At 45.9% G+C, this 19,576-nt stretch carries 14 protein-coding genes, 1 pseudogene and 1 riboswitch; of the genes and pseudogenes, 12 read left to right on the top strand and 3 right to left on the bottom strand.

Annotated elements, in window-relative coordinates:
* From QUA38_RS08090 to QUA38_RS08060, 7 genes and pseudogenes are all read left to right on the top strand, one after another.
* A pseudogene (locus QUA38_RS08090) lies at nt 1-144 on the top strand (photosystem II D2 protein (photosystem q(a) protein)); the annotation flags it as partial.
* 904 nt (nt 145-1,048) lie between these two features.
* The gene (locus QUA38_RS08085) at nt 1,049-1,330 is read left to right on the top strand and encodes a 4a-hydroxytetrahydrobiopterin dehydratase (protein ID WP_333160727.1); all 282 of its coding nucleotides are present in this window, start codon (nt 1,049-1,051) and stop codon (nt 1,328-1,330) included.
* Between the two features lie 160 nt (nt 1,331-1,490).
* On the top strand, nt 1,491-3,140 hold the full coding sequence (locus QUA38_RS08080; protein WP_333160725.1) for an HD domain-containing phosphohydrolase: 1,650 nt from the start codon (nt 1,491-1,493) through the stop codon (nt 3,138-3,140).
* Between the two features lie 292 nt (nt 3,141-3,432).
* A complete protein-coding gene (locus QUA38_RS08075; protein ID WP_333160724.1) occupies nt 3,433-5,631 on the top strand; it encodes an iron uptake porin in 2,199 nt (732 codons plus the stop codon).
* A gap of 400 nt (nt 5,632-6,031) precedes the next feature.
* The gene (locus QUA38_RS08070; protein WP_333067256.1) at nt 6,032-6,472 is read left to right on the top strand and encodes an Rrf2 family transcriptional regulator; all 441 of its coding nucleotides are present in this window, start codon (nt 6,032-6,034) and stop codon (nt 6,470-6,472) included.
* A gap of 58 nt (nt 6,473-6,530) precedes the next feature.
* On the top strand, nt 6,531-7,493 hold the full coding sequence (gene cysK, locus QUA38_RS08065) for a cysteine synthase A (protein WP_333160722.1): 963 nt from the start codon (nt 6,531-6,533) through the stop codon (nt 7,491-7,493).
* A 447-nt stretch (nt 7,494-7,940) separates the two neighbouring features.
* Nucleotides 7,941-8,621: a J domain-containing protein gene (locus QUA38_RS08060; protein ID WP_333160720.1), complete on the top strand. Its 681-nt coding sequence runs from the start codon at nt 7,941-7,943 to the stop codon at nt 8,619-8,621.
* 49 nt (nt 8,622-8,670) lie between these two features.
* Here the strand turns inward: QUA38_RS08060 and QUA38_RS08055 are convergent, their stop codons facing one another.
* Entirely contained in the window at nt 8,671-10,170 is a 1,500-nt protein-coding gene (locus QUA38_RS08055; protein WP_333160718.1) for a cyclic nucleotide-binding domain-containing protein, read from the bottom strand.
* A 120-nt stretch (nt 10,171-10,290) separates the two neighbouring features.
* On the opposite strand from QUA38_RS08055, the gene QUA38_RS08050 reads away from it, so the two are divergent.
* Together QUA38_RS08050 and QUA38_RS08045 are read left to right on the top strand one after the other, a co-directional pair.
* Nucleotides 10,291-10,554 (top strand): hypothetical protein, encoded by a 264-nt coding sequence (locus QUA38_RS08050; RefSeq protein ID WP_333160716.1) that lies wholly within the window; start codon nt 10,291-10,293, stop codon nt 10,552-10,554.
* Nucleotides 10,555-10,602: 48 nt separating this feature from the next.
* Nucleotides 10,603-11,475, top strand: a complete 873-nt coding sequence (locus QUA38_RS08045) for a 6-carboxytetrahydropterin synthase (RefSeq protein WP_333160714.1) — start codon at nt 10,603-10,605, stop codon at nt 11,473-11,475.
* 149 nt (nt 11,476-11,624) lie between these two features.
* On the opposite strand, the gene QUA38_RS08040 is transcribed toward QUA38_RS08045, so the two are convergent.
* A complete protein-coding gene (locus QUA38_RS08040; RefSeq protein WP_333160712.1) occupies nt 11,625-11,750 on the bottom strand; it encodes a hypothetical protein in 126 nt (41 codons plus the stop codon).
* Between the two features lie 31 nt (nt 11,751-11,781).
* Between QUA38_RS08040 and QUA38_RS08035 the strand changes: the two genes are divergently transcribed.
* Together QUA38_RS08035 and QUA38_RS08030 are read left to right on the top strand one after the other, a co-directional pair.
* Nucleotides 11,782-13,983, top strand: a complete 2,202-nt coding sequence (locus QUA38_RS08035; protein WP_333160710.1) for a tetratricopeptide repeat protein — start codon at nt 11,782-11,784, stop codon at nt 13,981-13,983.
* 158 nt (nt 13,984-14,141) lie between these two features.
* Nucleotides 14,142-17,582, top strand: coding sequence for an NACHT domain-containing protein (locus QUA38_RS08030; protein WP_333160709.1), 3,441 nt, complete (start codon nt 14,142-14,144; stop codon nt 17,580-17,582).
* 153 nt (nt 17,583-17,735) lie between these two features.
* Here the strand turns inward: QUA38_RS08030 and QUA38_RS08025 are convergent, their stop codons facing one another.
* Nucleotides 17,736-17,867 (bottom strand): hypothetical protein, encoded by a 132-nt coding sequence (locus tag QUA38_RS08025; RefSeq protein ID WP_333160707.1) that lies wholly within the window; start codon nt 17,865-17,867, stop codon nt 17,736-17,738.
* 225 nt (nt 17,868-18,092) lie between these two features.
* Nucleotides 18,093-18,189, top strand: a riboswitch (TPP riboswitch).
* A 7-nt stretch (nt 18,190-18,196) separates the two neighbouring features.
* On the opposite strand from QUA38_RS08025, the gene thiC reads away from it, so the two are divergent.
* Nucleotides 18,197-19,570, top strand: coding sequence for a phosphomethylpyrimidine synthase ThiC (gene thiC / locus QUA38_RS08020; RefSeq protein ID WP_333160705.1), 1,374 nt, complete (start codon nt 18,197-18,199; stop codon nt 19,568-19,570).
* Nucleotides 19,571-19,576 lie beyond the last annotated feature (6 nt).

Genomic DNA, 19,576 nt, shown 5'->3' with positions numbered 1-19,576 from the left:
GCTGAAGATCCTGAGTTTGAAACGTTCTACACTAAGAACATTCTGCTTAACGAAGGCATTCGTGCTTGGATGGCTCCGACAGACCAACCCCACGAAAACTTCATCTTCCCTGAAGAAGTTCTGCCTCGCGGTAACGCTCTGTAATCAGCGCGAAATATCAAAATTGCCAACATTTTCAAAGGGTAAGATAAAGCAGTTTAGGCTTTACCCTTAATGCTGAAAAAGCTCCCGCCACCAGGCAGGAGCTTTTTGTGTGCAGGATTCGATAGAATTAGCACCCTAAAAAAGCTGATTTTGGACAAAAACCAAGTCTGCCTGCGACTATAACAACTTGTTTTTTTATATCTGGTGAACTCTCTCTCCTATCGGGAAAGAAATCGATCGCCTTTTCTCCGCCGCCAGAGTTGCCATGCACCTGATAACCGCACAGCCAGGATTCTGAAGAAAATATAGGTAGATGGCTGAAACTGCGATCGCCCGATTGCTGTAGAGATCGATCAAAGACCTTCCAGGAGCAGTAATTTGCCATCATCTTGCAAAAATCTCAATTTGTATCCCTCCACTTCTAATTCCTTGTGTTACTCTAGTAATTGTGAATACTAGAACGATACTCAGAACGCAAGTTCTTCTGGTAACGCTGGCAATGCCTAGCGCACAAATCATCACCTTAAATCTTGTATTTAGGTGATGTGCGTTCCAATATTAAGCCATTTAGCTAAACCTGGAGGTGATGCCCATGATAGAAAGTAGTAAACGCATGGGTCATCAGATTGGAAACTACCGGCTGTGCGCCGGGGCCGCTCACTAGCAGTCAGCCGTCGTCTCCAACGGGAAACGACTTCCACGGGGAACCAGGCTGAGCTAGGGATTCTCCCGGCAGTCAGGTTCTAATCTGAAGACCCGCTAGACCGCTCTCACCTCAAATAGTGTTAAATCTTGAGTATTAAAACTTGAGGCTTAACACTATTGGTGAGAGCGGATAGTTTTTGGTCAGGTTTTCTACAAGTTGGCAGTTAATCTGCCATTGCTAATCCCAAAGAAAAAAATTATGGCTGAGCTAATTAACCATACTGAAATTCAAGAGCGTGTCAGTCAATTGTCTGACTGGACGGTTGAAGGTAAACAACTGCGGTGTACCCGTTTATTTAAAGATTTTATCGAAGCGATCGCCTTTGTAAATAAGTTGGTCGCCCCCTCAGAAGCCGCAGGACATCACCCCGACATAGAAATCTCCTACAACAAAGTTACAGTTAACTTAACAACCCACGATGCCGGAGGCTTAACTGAGAAAGACTTTGCGCTAGCCCAAGAGATTTCTACGCTAGATTAAAAGAGTGCCCGTTGGCCTAACAAGAGCCACTGCATCTAGCGACAGTCCCCGATCGCGGAAAGCTCGCAAATAAAAAATCGACTAGGGGTTAAAATCGGGTGTGAAAAAGTCGAGAGGCCAAACGTTCAATGTATAAAAGGCTATTCCCCATCATCCGAACATGATCGTATTTGAAAAGCCAGAGTTCAAGAACGAGTCTGCCGCAGAAAAAACCGATCTGATAGAAAAGCTTTTAGATATTGGCGCAGCTTTGTCAAGCGCCCAAGATTTGGGCGAGTTGTTAAACTTAATTTTATCCAAAAGTAGGGAAATTACCTACAGCGATGCTGGCAGCGTTTACTTAGTAGATCACAGCGACGAAACATCTAAGCTGCTGTTCAAGGTAGCCCAAAATGCTTCTAAACCGAGCCTGTCGTTTAAAGAGTTCGCTCTGCCACTGACTGACAAAAGTTTGACAGGATACGTGGCAATTACAGGTCAAAGTTTGAACCTGTCTGATGCCTACGACTTACCCCCCGGCGTACCCTATCGGCTAGATACCAGTTTTGACAGGGATATTAATTACCGCACTTGTTCGGTAATGGTACTGCCGATGCAAAACCGACAGGGCGAGACAATAGGCGTACTGCAACTGATCAACCGCAAAACAAAGGCAGATACGGTGCTGACAGCAGACAATGCCTGGGAATCGACTCAGCAGTATTCCGAGTGGGAAGAAAGGATAGTTCGATCGCTCGCTTCTCAAGCAGCAATCTCCATCGAGCGCAATCAACTCCAAGATAGCATAGAAAATTTGTTCGAGGGCTTCGTGAAAGCCTCGGTGCAAGTCATAGAAGCCAGAGACCCCTGTACCTACGGTCATTCAGAACGAGTAGCAGCCCTCACAGTACGCCTTTCAGAAGAAATAAACACCGTCAGCAGCGGACGACTTCGCTCTATTTACTTTAACAGCCGCCAAATTCAAGAAATTCGCTACGCCGCCCTGCTGCACGATTTTGGCAAAATCGGAGTCTCCGAAGCAGTTTTGACCAAACAGAAAAAGCTCTACCCCGCACAGCTAGAAATTATTCGCCACCGCTTTGGCTTAGCTCAGCGGACGATGGAAATGGAATGCGTCCAGTCTAAATATAAATACTTGCTGGAGCATTCAGCCTACCGAAAACACCCGCTCCAGGAGCCAGAGTGCCCTCAATGCCAGGAAATTGAACAGCTAGACACTAAGCTAGCAGAGGCGAAATCCAGATTAGCAGAATACTGGGAAGTGCTGCTAGAGGCAAACGAGCCTCACATTTTGGCAGCGGAACCCCTAGCTCAACTGCGAGAGATTTCTCGACAAACTTACAGAGATATAGATGGGGCAAAGAAACCCCTGCTGAACCCAGACGAGATCATGCAATTGATGGTGTCGAGGGGCAACCTGACGCCGGAAGAACGATCGGCAATAGAATTTCACGTAACTCACACTTACGAGTTTCTGAAACAAATTCCTTGGACAAAAGATTTAAAAAATGTTCCAGACATTGCCTACGGACATCACGAAAAACTCGACGGCACAGGCTATCCGCGAGGCCTAAACAAGTCAGAAATTCCAATTCAAGCGCAATTGATGACGATCGCCGATATTTACGACGCCCTGACCGCAGGCGATCGCCCGTACAAACGAGCTCTGCGAACAGAGGTAGCGATGAAAATTTTGTGGCAAGAAGCAGCTCACAACAAAATCAACGCCGATTTGTTAGAATTGTTCGATCATCGCCAAGTCTTTAGCGTCCTCGGGCACAGCTTGGAGGTAAAAGTCGAATCAGCCTAGACGAGTCGGGCGTGCTGTGCTAAAAAGTAAATAGGCGATCGGGCGCTATCAAGTGGGATCAGTAAAATCAATCGACAGCCCAAGCCGGGTCTGGTTTTGACGAAGTTGAGTACAGGTGAAAAAACAGGCTCACTGCAGCCGTCAGTCACATCTATATACTCGGTCAGCCCGAAAGAATCAAAAGAAAAAGTGAATTTTAGGTCTCTTTTTAGAGTATGCTAGTTGAGCAACGACTGACCACATAGAAGACTAGAAAAGTTTCTCTGTAATCGGTGTGAGGATGAGAGTGAATATGTCGAAATTTTTGTGGAGTTACTTACTAATCAGCCCAGCAGTCTTAGGAGCTACCCTAGTAGTTTCTTCGAGCGCGATGGCAGCAGACGCTCAGCAGGCTGCTGATGCGCTCAACCCCGCTGTCGCTAAAGCTGAAACCGCTGAAACCTCCGAAGCGAAACTAAATGCTTTAGCTGCTGTTTCCGAAACAACTGCAGCCTCCGAGCCAGTAGAAGAAATTTCCCAAGTCGCTGGCAACGAAACCCAGGCAGCGATGGCAGATGTAGCCACGGCTGCACCTGAAAGTGCGATCGTCGGAGCCAACACAGCCCCTGCTGAGGCAAATCCCCAAGCGGCATCACAACCTACAAGTGAAGCTTTAGCCGCAGTTGAGACAACAGTCGCTCAACCAGTAGAAAATTCTGCCCCGGCAGCCCAACTAGAAACTCCCGCCCCGGCAGCTACCGCTCTCCCAGAGCAAATCGGTGCAGTTCAATTAGAAACTCCAGCCCCGGCAGTGGCAGAGTCGGCAGAACAAAGTTTGCCAAAACCGGCTGAATCTGTAGCCCAAACTGCCGGACCACAAGAGCAAAACCCAGCCACCACATTAGAACAGCTCAACCAGTACAGCACCGAAGGTGCTGCCGGCGGCGAAACTGAAGGTCAAGTTACCTCAGTATCTCAACTTTCCGACGTGCGGCCCACAGACTGGGCATTCCAAGCACTGCAATCCCTAGTCGAGCGCTACGGCTGTATTGCCGGTTATCCCGACGGCACCTTCCGCGGCAACCGCGCAATGACTCGCTACGAATTCGCAGCCGGTTTAAATGCTTGCTTAGACAAGGTGAGCGAGCTAATTAGAGGCGGCACTGGCAACTTCGCTACGAGAGATGACTTGGCAGCCCTCCAACGGCTCCAAGAAGAATTTGCAGCGGAACTGGCAACCCTGCGCGGTCGCGTCGATGCTCTGGAAGCTCGGACATCCGAACTCGAAGCCAACCAATTCTCCACCACTACTAAGCTGACTGGGGAAGCTATTTTCGCTCTCAGCGATGACTTTGGTGGCAACGTTGGCTTGTTTGGCAGAGACGAAAGAAGATTAGGCAGCGACAACAACGAAGCTGTCTTCCAACAACGGGTGCGTCTGAATTTAAATACTAGCTTCACCGGCAGAGACTTACTGCTAACCAGGCTTCAAGTCGGCAACGGTCGCAACTTCAACCTTGGTGCTACAAGCGAAGGCACTCAAACTTGGAACGTAGTCGGCAGAACCGATAACGTTGTTGCCCTCGACACCTTGTTATACAAGTTCCCCGTCGGTCAGCGACTCAACGTTAGCCTGATAGCCAACGCTGGCGTTTGGGACGACATTATGCCGACTGTCAACCCTTACTTTGAAGACTTTGACGGGGGCAACGGAGCACTGAGCGCCTTTGGACAGCGTAACCCCATCTACCGTTTGGGTGGTGGCGCAGGTATTGGCTTTGACTATGCCTTTGGCGGCAGGGGCTTACTGGGCGGCGTGTTCGGCCCAACTTCTCTGTCATTTGGTTATTTGGCGTCAAATGCAGCCAGTCCGGTTAAGGGTGCTGGCTTGTTGAACGGCGACTACGCCGCGATGGGTCAGTTGACTTTTACTCCTGGACGCAACTTGCAAGTTGCTTTCAACTATAACCACGGTTACTTTAATCGAGGTAACTTTGGCTTTGACAACGGTTTGGGAAATGGAATCGACAACCTCGGCGGCTTCACCGGTACCGGCGCGGCTAATTCTCTCAACGGTTTGAGCGAGGGTTTTGACGGCTTCGGTGCTCGCAAAGTTGTCACCAACTCCTACGGCGCTCAGGCTTCGTTGCGACTGAGCCCGAGATTTATCCTTGGTGGCTGGGCCGGTTTAACCAATGCCCGCATTCTCGGCATCGGCGATGCGAAAATCTGGAACTACGCTGTCACCTTGGCTTTACCTGATTTAGGGAAAGAAGGCAACTTGCTAGGGCTGGTGGTAGGTCGTGAGCCTTACTTGGATAAACTTGAAGCTTCGAGTAGTTTGCGAAGCTTCCGCAACGATGATTCCTATCACGTTGAAGGGTTCTACAAGTTTCAGCTTTCGGACAACATTTCTGTTACTCCGGGCGTGATTTGGGTGACAAATCCTAATCAAGATGACCGTAATGATGACATCATCATTGGTACTCTGAGAACTACTTTCACGTTCTAAGAGCGGGTTAGATGAGGCATGGGAGGGGGTCATACCCTCTCTGCTGGCAACTCTCAAGGCTCAGTTTAGCCCTGCCTGCTGCAGGGCTTTTTTTAGTGCGGGACAAAGGGGGCGCCGAGAATCTATTAAAAATTAAAAATTATTAGTCATAAGAGGCAGAAACCCGGTTTCTTGAGGTAATGCCGTCGTGCAAGCGGAGAGAGTCAAAACTAGCAATGCCGGTTTCATAGAAGCGGGAGTGCCGATCGTCCAAAGGATGAAGTGATGAAAGTCGATTAAGTTCAGTGGAAAACCGGGGTATAATAAAAGGTAAAGTTAGGAGTTAGAATTGGGAACTCAACATTGAGGAGAATTTTAACATCTGACTGCGGAGTTGATAATTCTGGTATTGGAAGCAATTATGGTAGAACTCTCCTGTAAAAGCGAATACGCAATCTTAGCTTTGCTGGAGCTGGCCGATTGCTACGAAGAAGGCGAGCCTCTGCAAATTCGCCAGATAGCAGCTCAGCAAAATATTCCCGATCGATATCTAGAGCAGTTGCTGGCTACGATGAGACGCTGCGGGCTGATTCGCAGCCAGCGAGGAGCTAAGGGAGGTTATCTTTTGGCGAGGGAACCCTGGAAAATAACACTTCTAGAAATTATCAACTGTCTCGAAGGCTCAGAGTTCGATCGCTCTGAAAAAGACTCGCCTGCTCAAACTGTAGAAAGTGCGGTGATTTGGGAAGTTTGGCAAGAAGCTCGATCGATTGCCAACTCGGTTTTGCAAAAATACACGCTACAGGATCTGTGCGAAAAGCGCAATGGCAGACGGCAGCTCGATATCATGTATTACATCTAGTTAAAATATTGCCAACTAGGAATTAACATTTACTTTCAACCACAAACTGACAAATATTATGCGTATTGCTGGCGACATTACAGAATTGGTAGGGCGGACGCCCTTGGTGCAACTCAACCGCATTCCCCAAGCTGAAGGCTGCTTGGCTCGGATTGTGGTAAAACTCGAAGGCATGAATCCGGCATCATCGGTGAAAGACCGCATCGGTGTCAGTATGGTCAATCAAGCAGAGGCCCAAGGGCTGATTACTCCAGGCAAAACGGTTTTAGTGGAACCGACTTCTGGCAATACCGGAATTGCTCTGGCAATGGTGGCGGCAGCTAAGGGCTACCAGTTGATTTTGACAATGCCGGATACGATGAGCACGGAACGTAGATCGATGCTGCGAGCTTACGGTGCTCAACTAGAACTGACTCCCGGAATTGAGGGCATGAGCGGCTGCATCCGCCGCGCTCAAGAGATTGTGGACAAAACTCCCAATGCGTATATGTTGCAGCAGTTTCGGAATCCAGCGAACCCCCAGGTTCACCGTTCGACAACGGCTGAGGAAATTTGGGAAGATACAGACGGCGAGGTGGATTTTCTGATTTCGGGAGTCGGCACGGGCGGTACGATTACGGGTGTCGCAGAGGTGATTAAGTCGCGGAAACCCGAGTTTAAGGCGATCGCCGTTGAGCCGGCCAACAGTCAGGTACTTTCGGGCGGAAAGCCAGGGCCTCACAAAATTCAAGGTATCGGTGCTGGTTTTGTGCCCCCGGTGCTGAATGTGGATTCGATCGACGAAATTATAATTGTTACGGATGACGAGGCGATCGCCTACGGCCGCCGCTTGGCCAGAGAAGAAGGACTTTTGTCCGGTATTTCCAGTGGTGCGGCACTATGTGCGGCGGTGAAAGTCGCCAAGCGTCCGGAAAATGCAGGGAAATTGATTGTGATGATTCAGCCTAGCTTCGGCGAACGCTATCTCAGCACTCCCTTGTTCCAAGATCCAGAACTCAATCTGGCGATGGCCCTCAACTAGGTCAGCCTCCAGCCAAGTTGCAGCAACACAGAGCAGGGCGTACACTGTACGCCCTGCTTGGCTTTTTAGATTCAAGAATGGCGGTAGATTCTAGCTTCCTCGATCGCGAATGATGCCGAATTTCTGAATGTGCTTTTTTTTGAACCGCTTTCGGCGTGTTAGCGAAGCGGGCGCTGAGCGCTCTTGTGGGGACGAAGGAAGACAAAAGAAAAGAAAGAGCTAACTGTTGGCGGGAGCAGCGCTATAGGAGTCCTCAATGTGCAACGGCTTGCCACTTCAAAAGCATCAATGTTTTTCTAAAATAGATTTATGATAATTTGAAAACAGATGTTTTTTACTTACACTTTTTGACATTTCTATCAGATAAATGCCTAACAAATTAGCAAATAATGATATTTTTGTCAAGCACTTTTTCGCAGATTATCCAGATTTCAAGGAAATAACAGCGTGTCTTCCGTTACCAATCACTACAAAACCTTAAAGATTAGCCCAACCGCAACACAAGCCGAGATTAAACAAGCATACCGCCGTTTAGTCAAAATATTTCATCCCGACAGCCATAGCTCCAAAGCCGATCACGAAGAGATTGTCCGCCTCAATGCAGCCTATGAAATATTAGGAGATGCCCAGCACAGACAATCTTACGATCGCCTAATGGACGAGCAAACCGAACAGCAATCACCAGTCGCACCAAACGTCAGCCGTCAGAAAACACAAACAGCACGGGACGCTGACGAACAAATGGAACAGTGGCTGATTAAAGTATACAAACCCGTCAATAAAATGCTCAACAGCATCTTGAAGCCGCTTAAAAAGGAAATAGACGAGTTGTCCGCAGATCCGTTTGATGACGAACTGATAGAAAAGTTTCAACTTTATATCGAAACCAGCCGCGAGTTTCTCAAAAAAGCTCATAACTTTCTTACATCGATGCCCAATCCCTCTAATGTAGCCGGAGTTGCGGCCTATCTCTACTACAGCATCAATCAAGTCGGAGACGGAATAGAAGAATTGCAGCTATTTACCCTCAATTATGACGATCGCCACTTGCACACTGGTCAAGAACTGTTTAGAATTGCTGCTAGACTGCGGCGGGAAGCGCAGGATGAATTAAAAATTAAAAGTTAAAAAAGCAGATTGTTCCCTCTACCCTCTACATTCTTCCTTCTTTCTTCTTTCAAATTCCAAAAAGAACTTGAATTCGCTTGCGAATTTTAATAAAAGGAGTTTGTTCCAGAGAGTCGCCATCTAACAATCCCAAATCTCTCAAAGCTTGCTGGCGTTCCGACAATTTTTGAGCAATCTGATCTGCTAAATTGGGTTGTTCTCTTAAAAGTTTTTGCAAATCGTGACGTTCCACCACAAACAAAATTGCATCTTCGCTAGTTTTAACAGTCGCCGTTCTCGGAGTACCCAACAGCAAAGATATTTCCCCAAAAAACTCGCCCTCGTGAAGTGTAGCAATATACTGACCGGCTTTTTGAGAAAGAACTTCTACAGTACCCGAAAGAATAATATAAAAAGAATCGCCAGGGTCATTTTCCTTACATACCACCTGTCCCGCTGGAAACAGTTGTCGGTAGCCGTATTCAATTAACTGGCGCAGTTCTAAATCCGTACACTGTTCAAAATAAGTTACTCGCCGCAACAAATCTCGCAGCGTCCAATTATTAGGGGATTTAGGCGCTGGATTTTTATGTTCTGAAACGGGCGGATTAGATTTGATGTCGGCTGAAGGTTTAGCATTCTGGGGAAAAAGTTTGCCGTTGGAATTATCGTCTTTGTTAGGGTGAAAAAGTTTAGTTAACTCTTGCGGATTTCGCAGCCACAAATCCCGCTGGGGAAAGGGAATTTCGATATTTCGGTGGCGCAATTCGTAATCTATTAAAAAATTTACCGCGCTTTTAATCGCATCGCTTTCCTGTGGCTGGTCAATCCAAACTAAAAGTTCAAAATTTAAAGCGTTATCTCCAAAACCGTGAAACCATACTTTAGGAGAAGGATGGGACAAGACATTCGATTCCATCCGCGCCGCAATTAACAGCGCTTCCGTAACTATTACTGGGTCAGATCCGTAAGCAACACCGACAGGGATGTGGAGGCGACATCTGGGGTCTCTGTAACTCCAGTTAATAATGTTAGTTTCGACAAACTTAATATTTGGTATGATTACAAATAGACCGTCAATTGTTTTAATAATTGTAGACCGAATCGAAATTGTTTCTACTGTTCCTAATAACTTGTCAATTTCAATAAAGTCTCCGACTCTAATTTGGTGTTCAAAGAGCAGGGTGAGACCGCTTATAAAGTTGCTAGCGAGATTTTGCAAGCCGAAGCCGAAACCAATGCCAACCACCCCAGCTAAGACGGTGAGAGAAGTGAGGTTGATGCCGGAACCTTGCAGGACGAATATACAGCCAATACTGGCTAAAATATAGCTAATGATCGTAGAAATTGCTTCTCGACTGCCGCGATCCAATCTCATCCTAACTAGCACGCTGCGCTTGATTCCTTCACTGATAATCTTAGCTATAATCAAGGCAAATATAGCTAAGATTATCAGTTTGACGATCGCACTGATGGACAGATGAGTGTCCCCGATATAGAATAGCGGGGTTGTCATCGCACCCGATAAATGTTCAAAAAAGCGATCGGCTCGTGCTGTAATCGAATTCATTAATATTTGGTAATGGGTAATTGGTGATTGATCATGGGTGATTAGTTTTTAGCGCAACTGAACCGCAAACGGCTAACTATTGCAGAGCTTACGCGAAAAACTCGAACTGTGGAGTGCCGTGTGTTGCAAAAAAGGTCGATTCTTTTCGGAATAGCTCAGCTTCACCCACTCTCTCAAAGACTCGTAACTGATGGGTTAGTAACAGATGGCGAAAAACTATTTTGTAGCGGTATTTTGTGCCGGATATCTGTATTGTGGCGTAAAATGGGCCCTGCGGCTCGATCGAGCGGCGACGTGTTGCCAAGATTGGGAAAATTGGTAGAAATTCATTTACAGCACCCTCAAATAATCGAAAAATTCCAGCAAAAATTAGTTTATCCTTAAGAAGTAAGTCCTTTACAGAACTTAACAAGCTTACCCTACTTGACTTTTATGCAGTGCATCATCAATCGTCGGGCACAGTTTTCGGCGAGTCACCGGTACTGGCTGCCGGAGTTAAGCGAAGCCGAGAACTTTGAGCGGTTTGGCCCAACTGCCCGCGCACCGGGACACGGACACAATTACGTCCTTTACGTTTCCATGATAGGCGAACTCGACGAGTACGGCATGGTGCTCAACCTGTCTGATGTCAAGCACGTCATCAAGCGGGAAGTTATCAAGGATCTCGATTTTTCCTTTCTCAACGAAGCGTGGCCGGAATTTGAGCAGACTCTGCCAACTACCGAAAACATAGCACGGCAAATTTGGCTGCGGCTAGCCCCTCATTTACCTGTGAGCAAAATTCAATTGTTTGAACATCCCGAACTTTGGGCTGAATATTTAGGAAACGGAATGGAAGCTTATTTAACTTTGTCCACTCATTTTAGCGCCGCCCATCGGTTGGCTCGTCCCGATTTGAGCTTTGATGAAAACTCGGAAATTTACGGCAAATGTGCTCGTCCCAACGGTCACGGTCACAATTATCATTTAGAGGTGACTGTTAAAGGGGAAATTGATGCGCGGACAGGCATGATTGCTGATTTGGGAGCTTTGCAAAAAGCCGTTGACGATTATGTTGTTGAACCCTTCGATCACACTTTTTTAAATAAGGATATTGCTTATTTTGAGAACGTTGTGCCGACTGCGGAGAATATTGCAGTTCGGATCGGGCAATTATTGCGATCGCCCGTTCGGGAATTGGGCGCAGAGTTGCACAAGATTAAGCTGATTGAAAGTCCGAATAATAGCTGTGAAATTTACGGTGCTGATTTAGAGGAAGTGGCGGCACAAAGTCAGCAGCCGGAAGCGATTTTAGCTAAGGTTTAGAGCTAAAAATCGGGTCTGGTTCACCCGGATCTTTGGCTAATTGTGCAGATTGGTGAACCCGGCCCTACCAGCCTAATGATGATTCCGAGAGTTTTTCAACCGGATTAGGCGCGAGAACATATTCTTTCACCAAAGTTCCACAGCCAGAATTATTGGCACTTTTCCTGAAAAGTCAGGCTGCGCGCGTATTTTGGAGATAGTAAGTCAGCATTCCTCATGTCAGCTATTCTAATTGCTGAGAGTATGAGGTCGATCGCCCGCTCGCTGACAACCAAGCACTAATTTCTCCTAAATGAGTTGACGTTTATGCGCGTCTCTAATCTAGCTCTCTTAAGTCTGGCTGCCCTCGCATCCCACAATTTAACTGCTAATACTAGCGCCAATCCTGCTGCACCTCCTATTTCTCCTCAGACACCGCAAGCTAGCAACTTTGTTGATGCCGTAAATAATACTGAATCGCGTCCGGCTGAGTCAATTAGTGAGCCTGAGACGATCGCCCACGAACAATTTTCCCCAACTACTACCGTATCCCGTCGGGCTGAGTCAATTAGCGAGCCTGAGACGATCGCTCACGAACAATTTTCCCCGCGAATTGCTGTAAAGTCGCCGACAGGTTTGCTGGTAGCGGCCGCTCAACCCGATTTATCTGCTAGTGCAAAAACCAAGGCGAATACTCCTGCTGCATCCGGCGATGAACTAACAAAATCTTTACAAGAAACCTGGCTGGCTAAATTAATCGAAACCGGCGCTGAAAGCAATCCTCAAGTTCGCGAGGTTTTCGCTTTTATCTCCCCGTCTAGTGGCAGTGCTGAATCTGGATATGGTTTTAATAGTACCATAACTCTGCTCAATATTTTGCTAATTCTTGGTACGGTATTTCCACCGGTGACAATTGCATTTTTTTGGATGATGCGACGGCTGATAATCAAACAGTTGGTTGCTGATGCCAATAAACGATTGCAGGGCATTGGTGTATTGGAATCCGAGCTTATAAATTCCAGCCAACTGACTCAAAAGTTGAGGGATGAATTAGAAGCGCAAATGGGTGCAGCTAAACAATCCCTTGATTTTTTAACGAGAGAAACTGAACTTTCCAAATCTTCTGTCGAGCAAATTGAGACTCTCAAATCTCAATTTATCATGCACCTGCAAGTTTTGCTGAAAGAAGTTGACGAGAAAAAATCTCAAATTGTTCAAGAAATTTCCCAAGTTCCCGCAGTTGTTGCCAAAGAAGCTCTCAAAATCGCACCTCAACCGGTCTTAAACAATTCCCAAAATTCGCAAACGGCACCTGCTAGCAACGAAAATTTGATTGCTGACGATTATATCAAGCAAGCCGAAGGGCTTTATTTTCAAGGCAATTATGATGAGGCATTAGTCTGCTTGGAAAAAGCTATTTTAGCTAATAATAATTTGGATGAGGCTTGGTATTGGCGCGGAAATGTGTTAATAAGATTGCAGCGCCCCGAAGAAGCACTCGCCTGTTACGACCAAGCAATATCGATTAAACCGGATAACTACGAATTGTGGTATAATAAAGCGCATTTGCTAGGCAAATTGCACAGGTACGAAGAGGCGATCGCCTGTTACGAGCGAGCAAGTTCGAGCGAATCCCGAAAATACGCTTGTTGGCACAGTATAGCGGCTTTGTTGGGTCAATTGCAGCATTACGAAGAAGCGATCGCCAGTTACGATCGCGCCCTCGCTATCAAAGCAACCGACAGCGAAATTTGGCACAACCGAGGTGCGATGCTGGGCAAAGTACAGCAGTACGCAGCAGCAGTTGATTCTTACGATCGCGCTCTTGAACTCAATCCGAAGAGATGCGAAACTTGGTACAATCGAGGCAATATGCTGTGGAGACTGCTCCGTTACAGCGATGCTATTGATTCTTACGATCGGGCGATCGGCATCCGGCCCGACAAATACGAAGTTTGGTACAATAGAGCCGCGGTGCTCGGAAAAATGCAGCGATATCAAGAATCGATCGAATCCTACGACAAAGCAATCGCCCTAAAACCGGAGGATTTTGAAGTGTGGCACAACCGAGGCGTAGCTTTCGACAAACTGTCGCAGCACGAAGCAGCAATTGCCTCTTACGAATCAGCAATTACCCTTAATTCCGAGTGTTACGAAGCTTGGTTTGGCAAAGGCGAATCATTGGCCAAATTGCAGCGCAATGAAGAAGCGCTCGCAGCTTATGAGAAAGCGATTGCTATTAAGCCTGACTCCTACGATGCTTGGCGTCATGTGGGGATGGTCTTGTCTCAATTAAAGCGGTATGAGGAAGCAATGGCAGCTTACGATCGAGCTATTGCCATCAAACCAGAAAATGCCGAAGCTTGGCGCGATAGAGGCGCAATTGTATCAGAATTAAAACAGGATACAGACAAAATTGACTCCGGGGAAAAAGAGACTGAAGCTAAGCCAAATTCCGGGGAATCGTCGGCTATTTCAAAGGCCTCTGATAGCAAGGTCGATCGAGCTACTTCAATAGCTTCGATGTAAGCATTGATTATTACATAGCACTTTTGAGTAAAATGAGGTACGCCTGGGAATCGGAATGCGAGCTGGGCGTACCTCACTTATTTGAGAAGCGGTATAGTGGCTTAGGGGAAAATCGGGTGAGTGCGATCGCGATCGGGTGACTCTGGCGAGACTAACTTGTGGGTAGGAACGCCCTGGGGCTTGAGTTGTTACAGCTTTTGCTTTTGAAACAAAATACAATATGCTTATATATAAAGAAGGAAGTTAAGATGCTAAAACGAGTTCAGCGTAAAAAGTGGCAAAGATTTTTCCTCATCAGAAATCAACTGCTTGCAGGAATTTTTACACTGATTCTGACATTGCTGCTTGGCTGGGCTGGAACATTACCCAGTCTTTCTCAGACTCCAACACCTCATTCCACTCAGCAATCAACTCCGACTTCCAAGAAGGAACTGATTGCCAAAATTAAGGAAAAACTTAATGAAGATTTAGCGTTTCGGATTGAGAACAAGCTTTCTCCCGATCTAAAAGAAGTCGATAAAAAGGTTGAGCAGTACAAAAAAAAGCTGACTTCTCAAGAGATAGAAGAGATAGAAAGTTTTTATAAAAACGAATATACCCGGCTTAAGAAGGCTAAGGATTCCGATTTATGGGAGAAAGTCAACGATGAACTGCTCGGTGGTCTGGGTTTGCTCACTGCTGGTTTCTTTATAATACTATATATATGTAAGGAAACCTTACATAAGGTAGTTAGCAGCTTTTTCAATGCGGTAGGTACTTGGATATATAACAGGTGTGCTGGAACTCGACTTTTACGTGGAATTGCTCTACGACATTATCGAAAGGGACTAATTGAAAAGTGTCAGGAGTTGAAAATCCCATTTCGACCAGATCGACCCCTGAAGATTCGCGAGATCTACGTTCCTCTCAAAGTTACAGGTACTAGGGATAATGAACAGCTCGATGCCTACGGTGCTGTGAGCAAATATCGCCGACTTATGGTTAAAGGCGCACCTGGTTCTGGTAAATCAATGCTGCTCAAGTATCTTGCTCTTAGCTACGCGGAAGGTAGGTTGAATCTACCAGATCAACCTGTACCAGTTTTATTAGAACTCCATCGGCTAAGCAAATCAGACAAGTCATTAGAACAGCACTTTGTAGAGGCATTAGATCGGGATGATTTTCCTCATTCTCAGCTCTTTATAGAGCATAGTTTAGCTCAAGGTACACTAATGTTGCTGCTAGATGGTCTTGATGAAGTCAACAGCGATAATCGCTGGCAAGTCGTGGCACAAATTAAGGACTTATTGGACAAGCACCCAAATTGTCGTGTCGTTATTACTTGCCGTACAGCAGTCTACAAAGGTGAATTTGACGATCAGAACCATCTTGAGACTCTGGAAGTTGTTGAATTCATCGAGCAACAGATTCGAGACTTTTTGAAGGCGTGGAAACAATATATGCCACCAGGAAAGTCGATTGAGCAACTCATGCAGACGTTGCACGACCGACCTCGAATCATGGCGTTAGCACGCAATCCGCTCATGTTAACTATCATTGCCTACCTCTATGCTGATACCTCATTGGTACTGCCTCGCTCACGCGCTGAGTTCTATCGGAAATCTACAGATATTTTGCTAGATCAATGGCATCATGAACACAATCAGTTTCAGGCACGGGAGAAGCGGTTTGTACTCCAGGATTTAGCTATTTACAACCAAGATATTACTAAGCAGCAACAGCAAGATAGCGCTAGCATCAAATTCAAGACGGTTTTGCAGCAGATAAAGCTGTTACTTCCTGAGCTTAATCTCCAGCCTGACCAAGACGCTTTGCCTCTACTAAATGAAATTGTAGAACGTAGCAGCTTACTCATCAAAATAGATGGAGGTGAGAAATATCAGTTTGCTCATCTTACTTTGCAAGAGTTTTTCGCTGCGTCTAAGTTAATAGATGATAAGGATGGTCTACTCACTCGTTTCAAAGCGGATAATGACGCTTGGCGTGAGACAGTAAAACTCTGGTGTGGACTTGCGGGGGATAGTACCGATTTGATCCGGGAAGTACGCAGGATTTCGGAGATTACTGCTTTTGAGTGTTTAGCTGATGCTCAGAGGGTAGATTTAGCGTTGGCAGACGAAATTATCAATAGGTTCAAAGATCAACTAGGAAAAGGTAGTAACGACGAGGTGGTAAATCGTGCCTTTGCCTCTGTAGCTGCGGACGACCGGAGACGCACTGAGGTATTCAACTTCTTGAAAGATACGCTTGAAAATATTGGAGAAATAGATGCCCGCCGCGAGGCAGCAGCGAAAGCTCTGTCAATGACTAACTTAGCTGAAGCTGCTGATGTGCTGGCTCGTCAGTATGCAGATAGAGCTGAACTGCGTCCTGTACTACATTCTGCTTTGGTACGAATGGGAGATTTAGCTGTGTCAAAAGTCTCATATTGGGTGGAAGCTGGAGTGATGGAATCATCTCTGGTGGAATCTAGCTCTGTCGAGTTGATGGACATTCTAGTTGATATAGGAACTCCGACAGCTACACAAATGCTAGTTTCTTGGATTTGGCATAGCAATCAGAGCTTAGCAAGTAGTGCTGCATTGCTCTTAGCACATTTGCTGCGACACTCCGAGCAAGAAAAAGTAATTGAGAGTTACAAACTTACAGAAGACCAGAAGAGAGTAAAAGAGCGATTGGACTGGATTTGGAAGCCTTTTGAAACATCCACTAACTCTAATTTGAGCATTATTGCTGGTCGGGTGGCTTATCTTATAAGTCGAGTTCCGCTTGAGATAGCTAACTCTGTGCGAGTGCTGTCGTTAGATCCTCGACTAATTATACCCATCTGTTCAATAGAGCTGTACGATCAGAAAACTAACTTAGTGCCAATCAAGTGGAAGCATTTACTTGTTTCAATTAAGAAGGGTATTGAGATAGCAAAAGAAAAGGAGTCCAGAAAAATTTCGATAGAAAGATATGACAACGAAATGCGCAAGCTTCTTGATGAAACAGAAACACTATGGGATTTTCTTTTCTTGAAGATAGAGCCTAGCCTACAAATTATATTACTCTATCAATACGTATCCTATCCCCGCCTAAGACAGGAATATTGGTATGATAGTATAATAAAAATAGAGAAGGAAAAGAGAACAAAACTGTCCGCCAAACAATTCCAGGCAGTTATGTTTTCAACAATGTCTACTACTATTGTTTCTGGAGTAATTACAGGATTGTTTTTGTTGGGAAATAGTGATTTGAGACAGCTAATTAACTTAATCCCAAGCAATTTTTTAATTCAGAATGCTCTCTTTATTTGTATTTCGATTAGTTTCCTTATATGGCTTAACTATTGTATTTTAGAATACCGAAAATATATGGAATATAATTATTGGTTTGTGTATTGGAATTTTTTAGAAATCGTAAGAAGTCGAGTACGAGGAGAAACGAGGATTAGAATGATCTATTGGGAGTGGCGGGTTGAAGAAAGAACGTTAAGAGGCGTGGTAAACATGGGTATGTGGATTGAGCGGGTTGAGGGATTTTTAGAAAAGGAGATAGGAGAGGAGTTAGGGATGGAGATGGACGCAGAGTGGCAAAAGACCAAGGATGCAGTGTAAGTGAAAGGTGCATCAGCTACTACCCATTTATTTGGCATAATCCGGTTATACATCTTGTCTGTCCCATAAGAACTAAACCAAACATTAACTTGCAACTTAGACGCGCAACGATCGCACCCACTGAAAATCACCCTCACTCAGCGCTGGTATAGACTACACTGAATAATCGATCGCCAAATCTAAAGCTGCCTCCCGATAAACTTCACCCAAAACCTCAGATAAATTCATAACAGGTTCTTCATCTCCTGACATATCTTTAACTTTATCGTCTTGAAAAAGCTTCAAAAGAAAAACAACGCGCCGATCGCCTAGCAGCAAAATTGCGGCAAATGGGAATTAATCCTGATGAGGTGTGATGGTTTTTAGATTCTTACAGGGGGTACGATCGCACTTTTTAAACAGTAGAAATATCGGAAGCCCCAAAAGGGCGATCGCTCCCCTCATCTATATCTCAATATTAAGATTTCCTTAGTTGCTGGCGTCGCGCACAGAAATCGGTGATACAATCAACAGCTTAGCTAGGGGTGCCCGAATATCCGGGCTGAGAAAACACCCTTAGAACCTGAGTCTGGGTAATACCAGCGGAGGGAAGCTGTTTATCAAGGAAATTAAATATGCGTACCGAATGGATCGCTAAGCGTCAGGGCCAAAGCAATGTATCTCAAATGCACTACGCCCGCCAAGGTGTAATTACTGAGGAAATGCACTTTGTTGCTAAGCGAGAAAATCTCCCGCCAGAACTGATCCGCGCCGAAGTAGCGCGGGGACGGATGATTATTCCGGCTAATATCAATCACCCGAATTTGGAACCGATGGCGATCGGCATTGCGTCTAAATGCAAAGTCAATGCTAATATCGGTGCATCTCCCAACTCTTCCAATATGGAAGAAGAAGTTGACAAGCTTAAATTAGCAGTGAAATACGGCGCTGATACTGTGATGGACTTGTCCACCGGCGGCGGCAATTTGGATGAAATTCGCACTACAATTATCAAAGCTTCACCGGTGCCGATCGGTACTGTACCAATTTACCAAGCACTAGAAAGCGTTCATGGTAATATGGAAAGTCTGACGCCGAATGACTTTCTTCACATCATTGAGAAACACGCTCAACAAGGTGTTGATTACCAAACAATTCACGCCGGAATTTTGATTGAGCATTTGCCGTTGGTGAAAAATAGACTAACTGGAATCGTCTCTCGTGGCGGCGGCATTTTGGCGCGGTGGATGCTGCATCACCACAAACAAAATCCTCTCTACACTCACTTTAACGATATCATTGAAATCTTCAAAAAATACGATGTTTCGTTTAGTTTGGGAGATTCTCTGCGCCCCGGTTGCACTCACGATGCTTCTGACGATGCTCAATTAGCTGAACTCAAAACTTTGGGACAATTAACTCGCAAAGCTTGGGAACACGATGTGCAGGTAATGGTGGAAGGCCCGGGCCACGTGCCGATGGATCAAATTGAGTTTAATGTCAAAAAACAAATGGAGGAATGTTCGGAAGCACCCTTCTATGTTTTGGGGCCGTTGGTGACAGATATTGCGCCTGGGTACGACCACATTACCTCAGCAATTGGGGCGGCGATGGCTGGTTGGTACGGTACTGCAATGCTATGTTACGTGACGCCGAAGGAACACTTAGGATTGCCGAATGCTGAGGATGTCCGAAACGGGCTGATTGCTTACAAAATCGCGGCTCACGCTGCAGATATTGCACGGGGTCGTCCGGGTGCGCGCGATCGCGATGATGAACTCTCGAAAGCGCGTTACAATTTCGATTGGAACCGTCAATTTGAGCTGTCATTAGATCCAGAACGGGCAAAGGAATATCACGACGAAACTTTGCCAGCGGATATCTACAAAACTGCTGAATTCTGTTCAATGTGTGGACCTAAGTTCTGTCCGATGCAGACTAAGGTTGATGCCGATGCTTTGACAGAATTAGAGAAGTTTTTGGCTAAGGAACCAGTAGCTCAAAGCTAATTCGAT

Origin of the sequence: Microcoleus sp. Pol12B4, assembly GCF_036701385.1 — a bacterium.
GTDB lineage: Bacteria > Cyanobacteriota > Cyanobacteriia > Cyanobacteriales > Microcoleaceae > Microcoleus.
This window is presented reverse-complemented; position numbering and strand designations above follow the sequence as displayed.

Excerpts from the sequence above, each read along its gene's own strand:
- QUA38_RS08080 (WP_333160725.1), top strand. The coding sequence starts at position 1,491 with ATGATCGTATTTGAAAAGCCAGAGTTCAAGAACGAGTCTGCCGCAGAA.
- QUA38_RS08035 (WP_333160710.1), top strand. The coding sequence starts at position 11,782 with ATGCGCGTCTCTAATCTAGCTCTCTTAAGTCTGGCTGCCCTCGCATCC.
- QUA38_RS08075 (WP_333160724.1), top strand. The coding sequence starts at position 3,433 with ATGTCGAAATTTTTGTGGAGTTACTTACTAATCAGCCCAGCAGTCTTA.
- QUA38_RS08055 (WP_333160718.1), bottom strand. The coding sequence starts at position 10,170 with ATGAATTCGATTACAGCACGAGCCGATCGCTTTTTTGAACATTTATCG.
- QUA38_RS08085 (WP_333160727.1), top strand. The coding sequence starts at position 1,049 with ATGGCTGAGCTAATTAACCATACTGAAATTCAAGAGCGTGTCAGTCAA.
- QUA38_RS08045 (WP_333160714.1), top strand. The coding sequence starts at position 10,603 with ATGCAGTGCATCATCAATCGTCGGGCACAGTTTTCGGCGAGTCACCGG.
- thiC (WP_333160705.1), top strand. The coding sequence starts at position 18,197 with ATGCGTACCGAATGGATCGCTAAGCGTCAGGGCCAAAGCAATGTATCT.
- QUA38_RS08070 (WP_333067256.1), top strand. The coding sequence starts at position 6,032 with ATGGTAGAACTCTCCTGTAAAAGCGAATACGCAATCTTAGCTTTGCTG.
- cysK (WP_333160722.1), top strand. The coding sequence starts at position 6,531 with ATGCGTATTGCTGGCGACATTACAGAATTGGTAGGGCGGACGCCCTTG.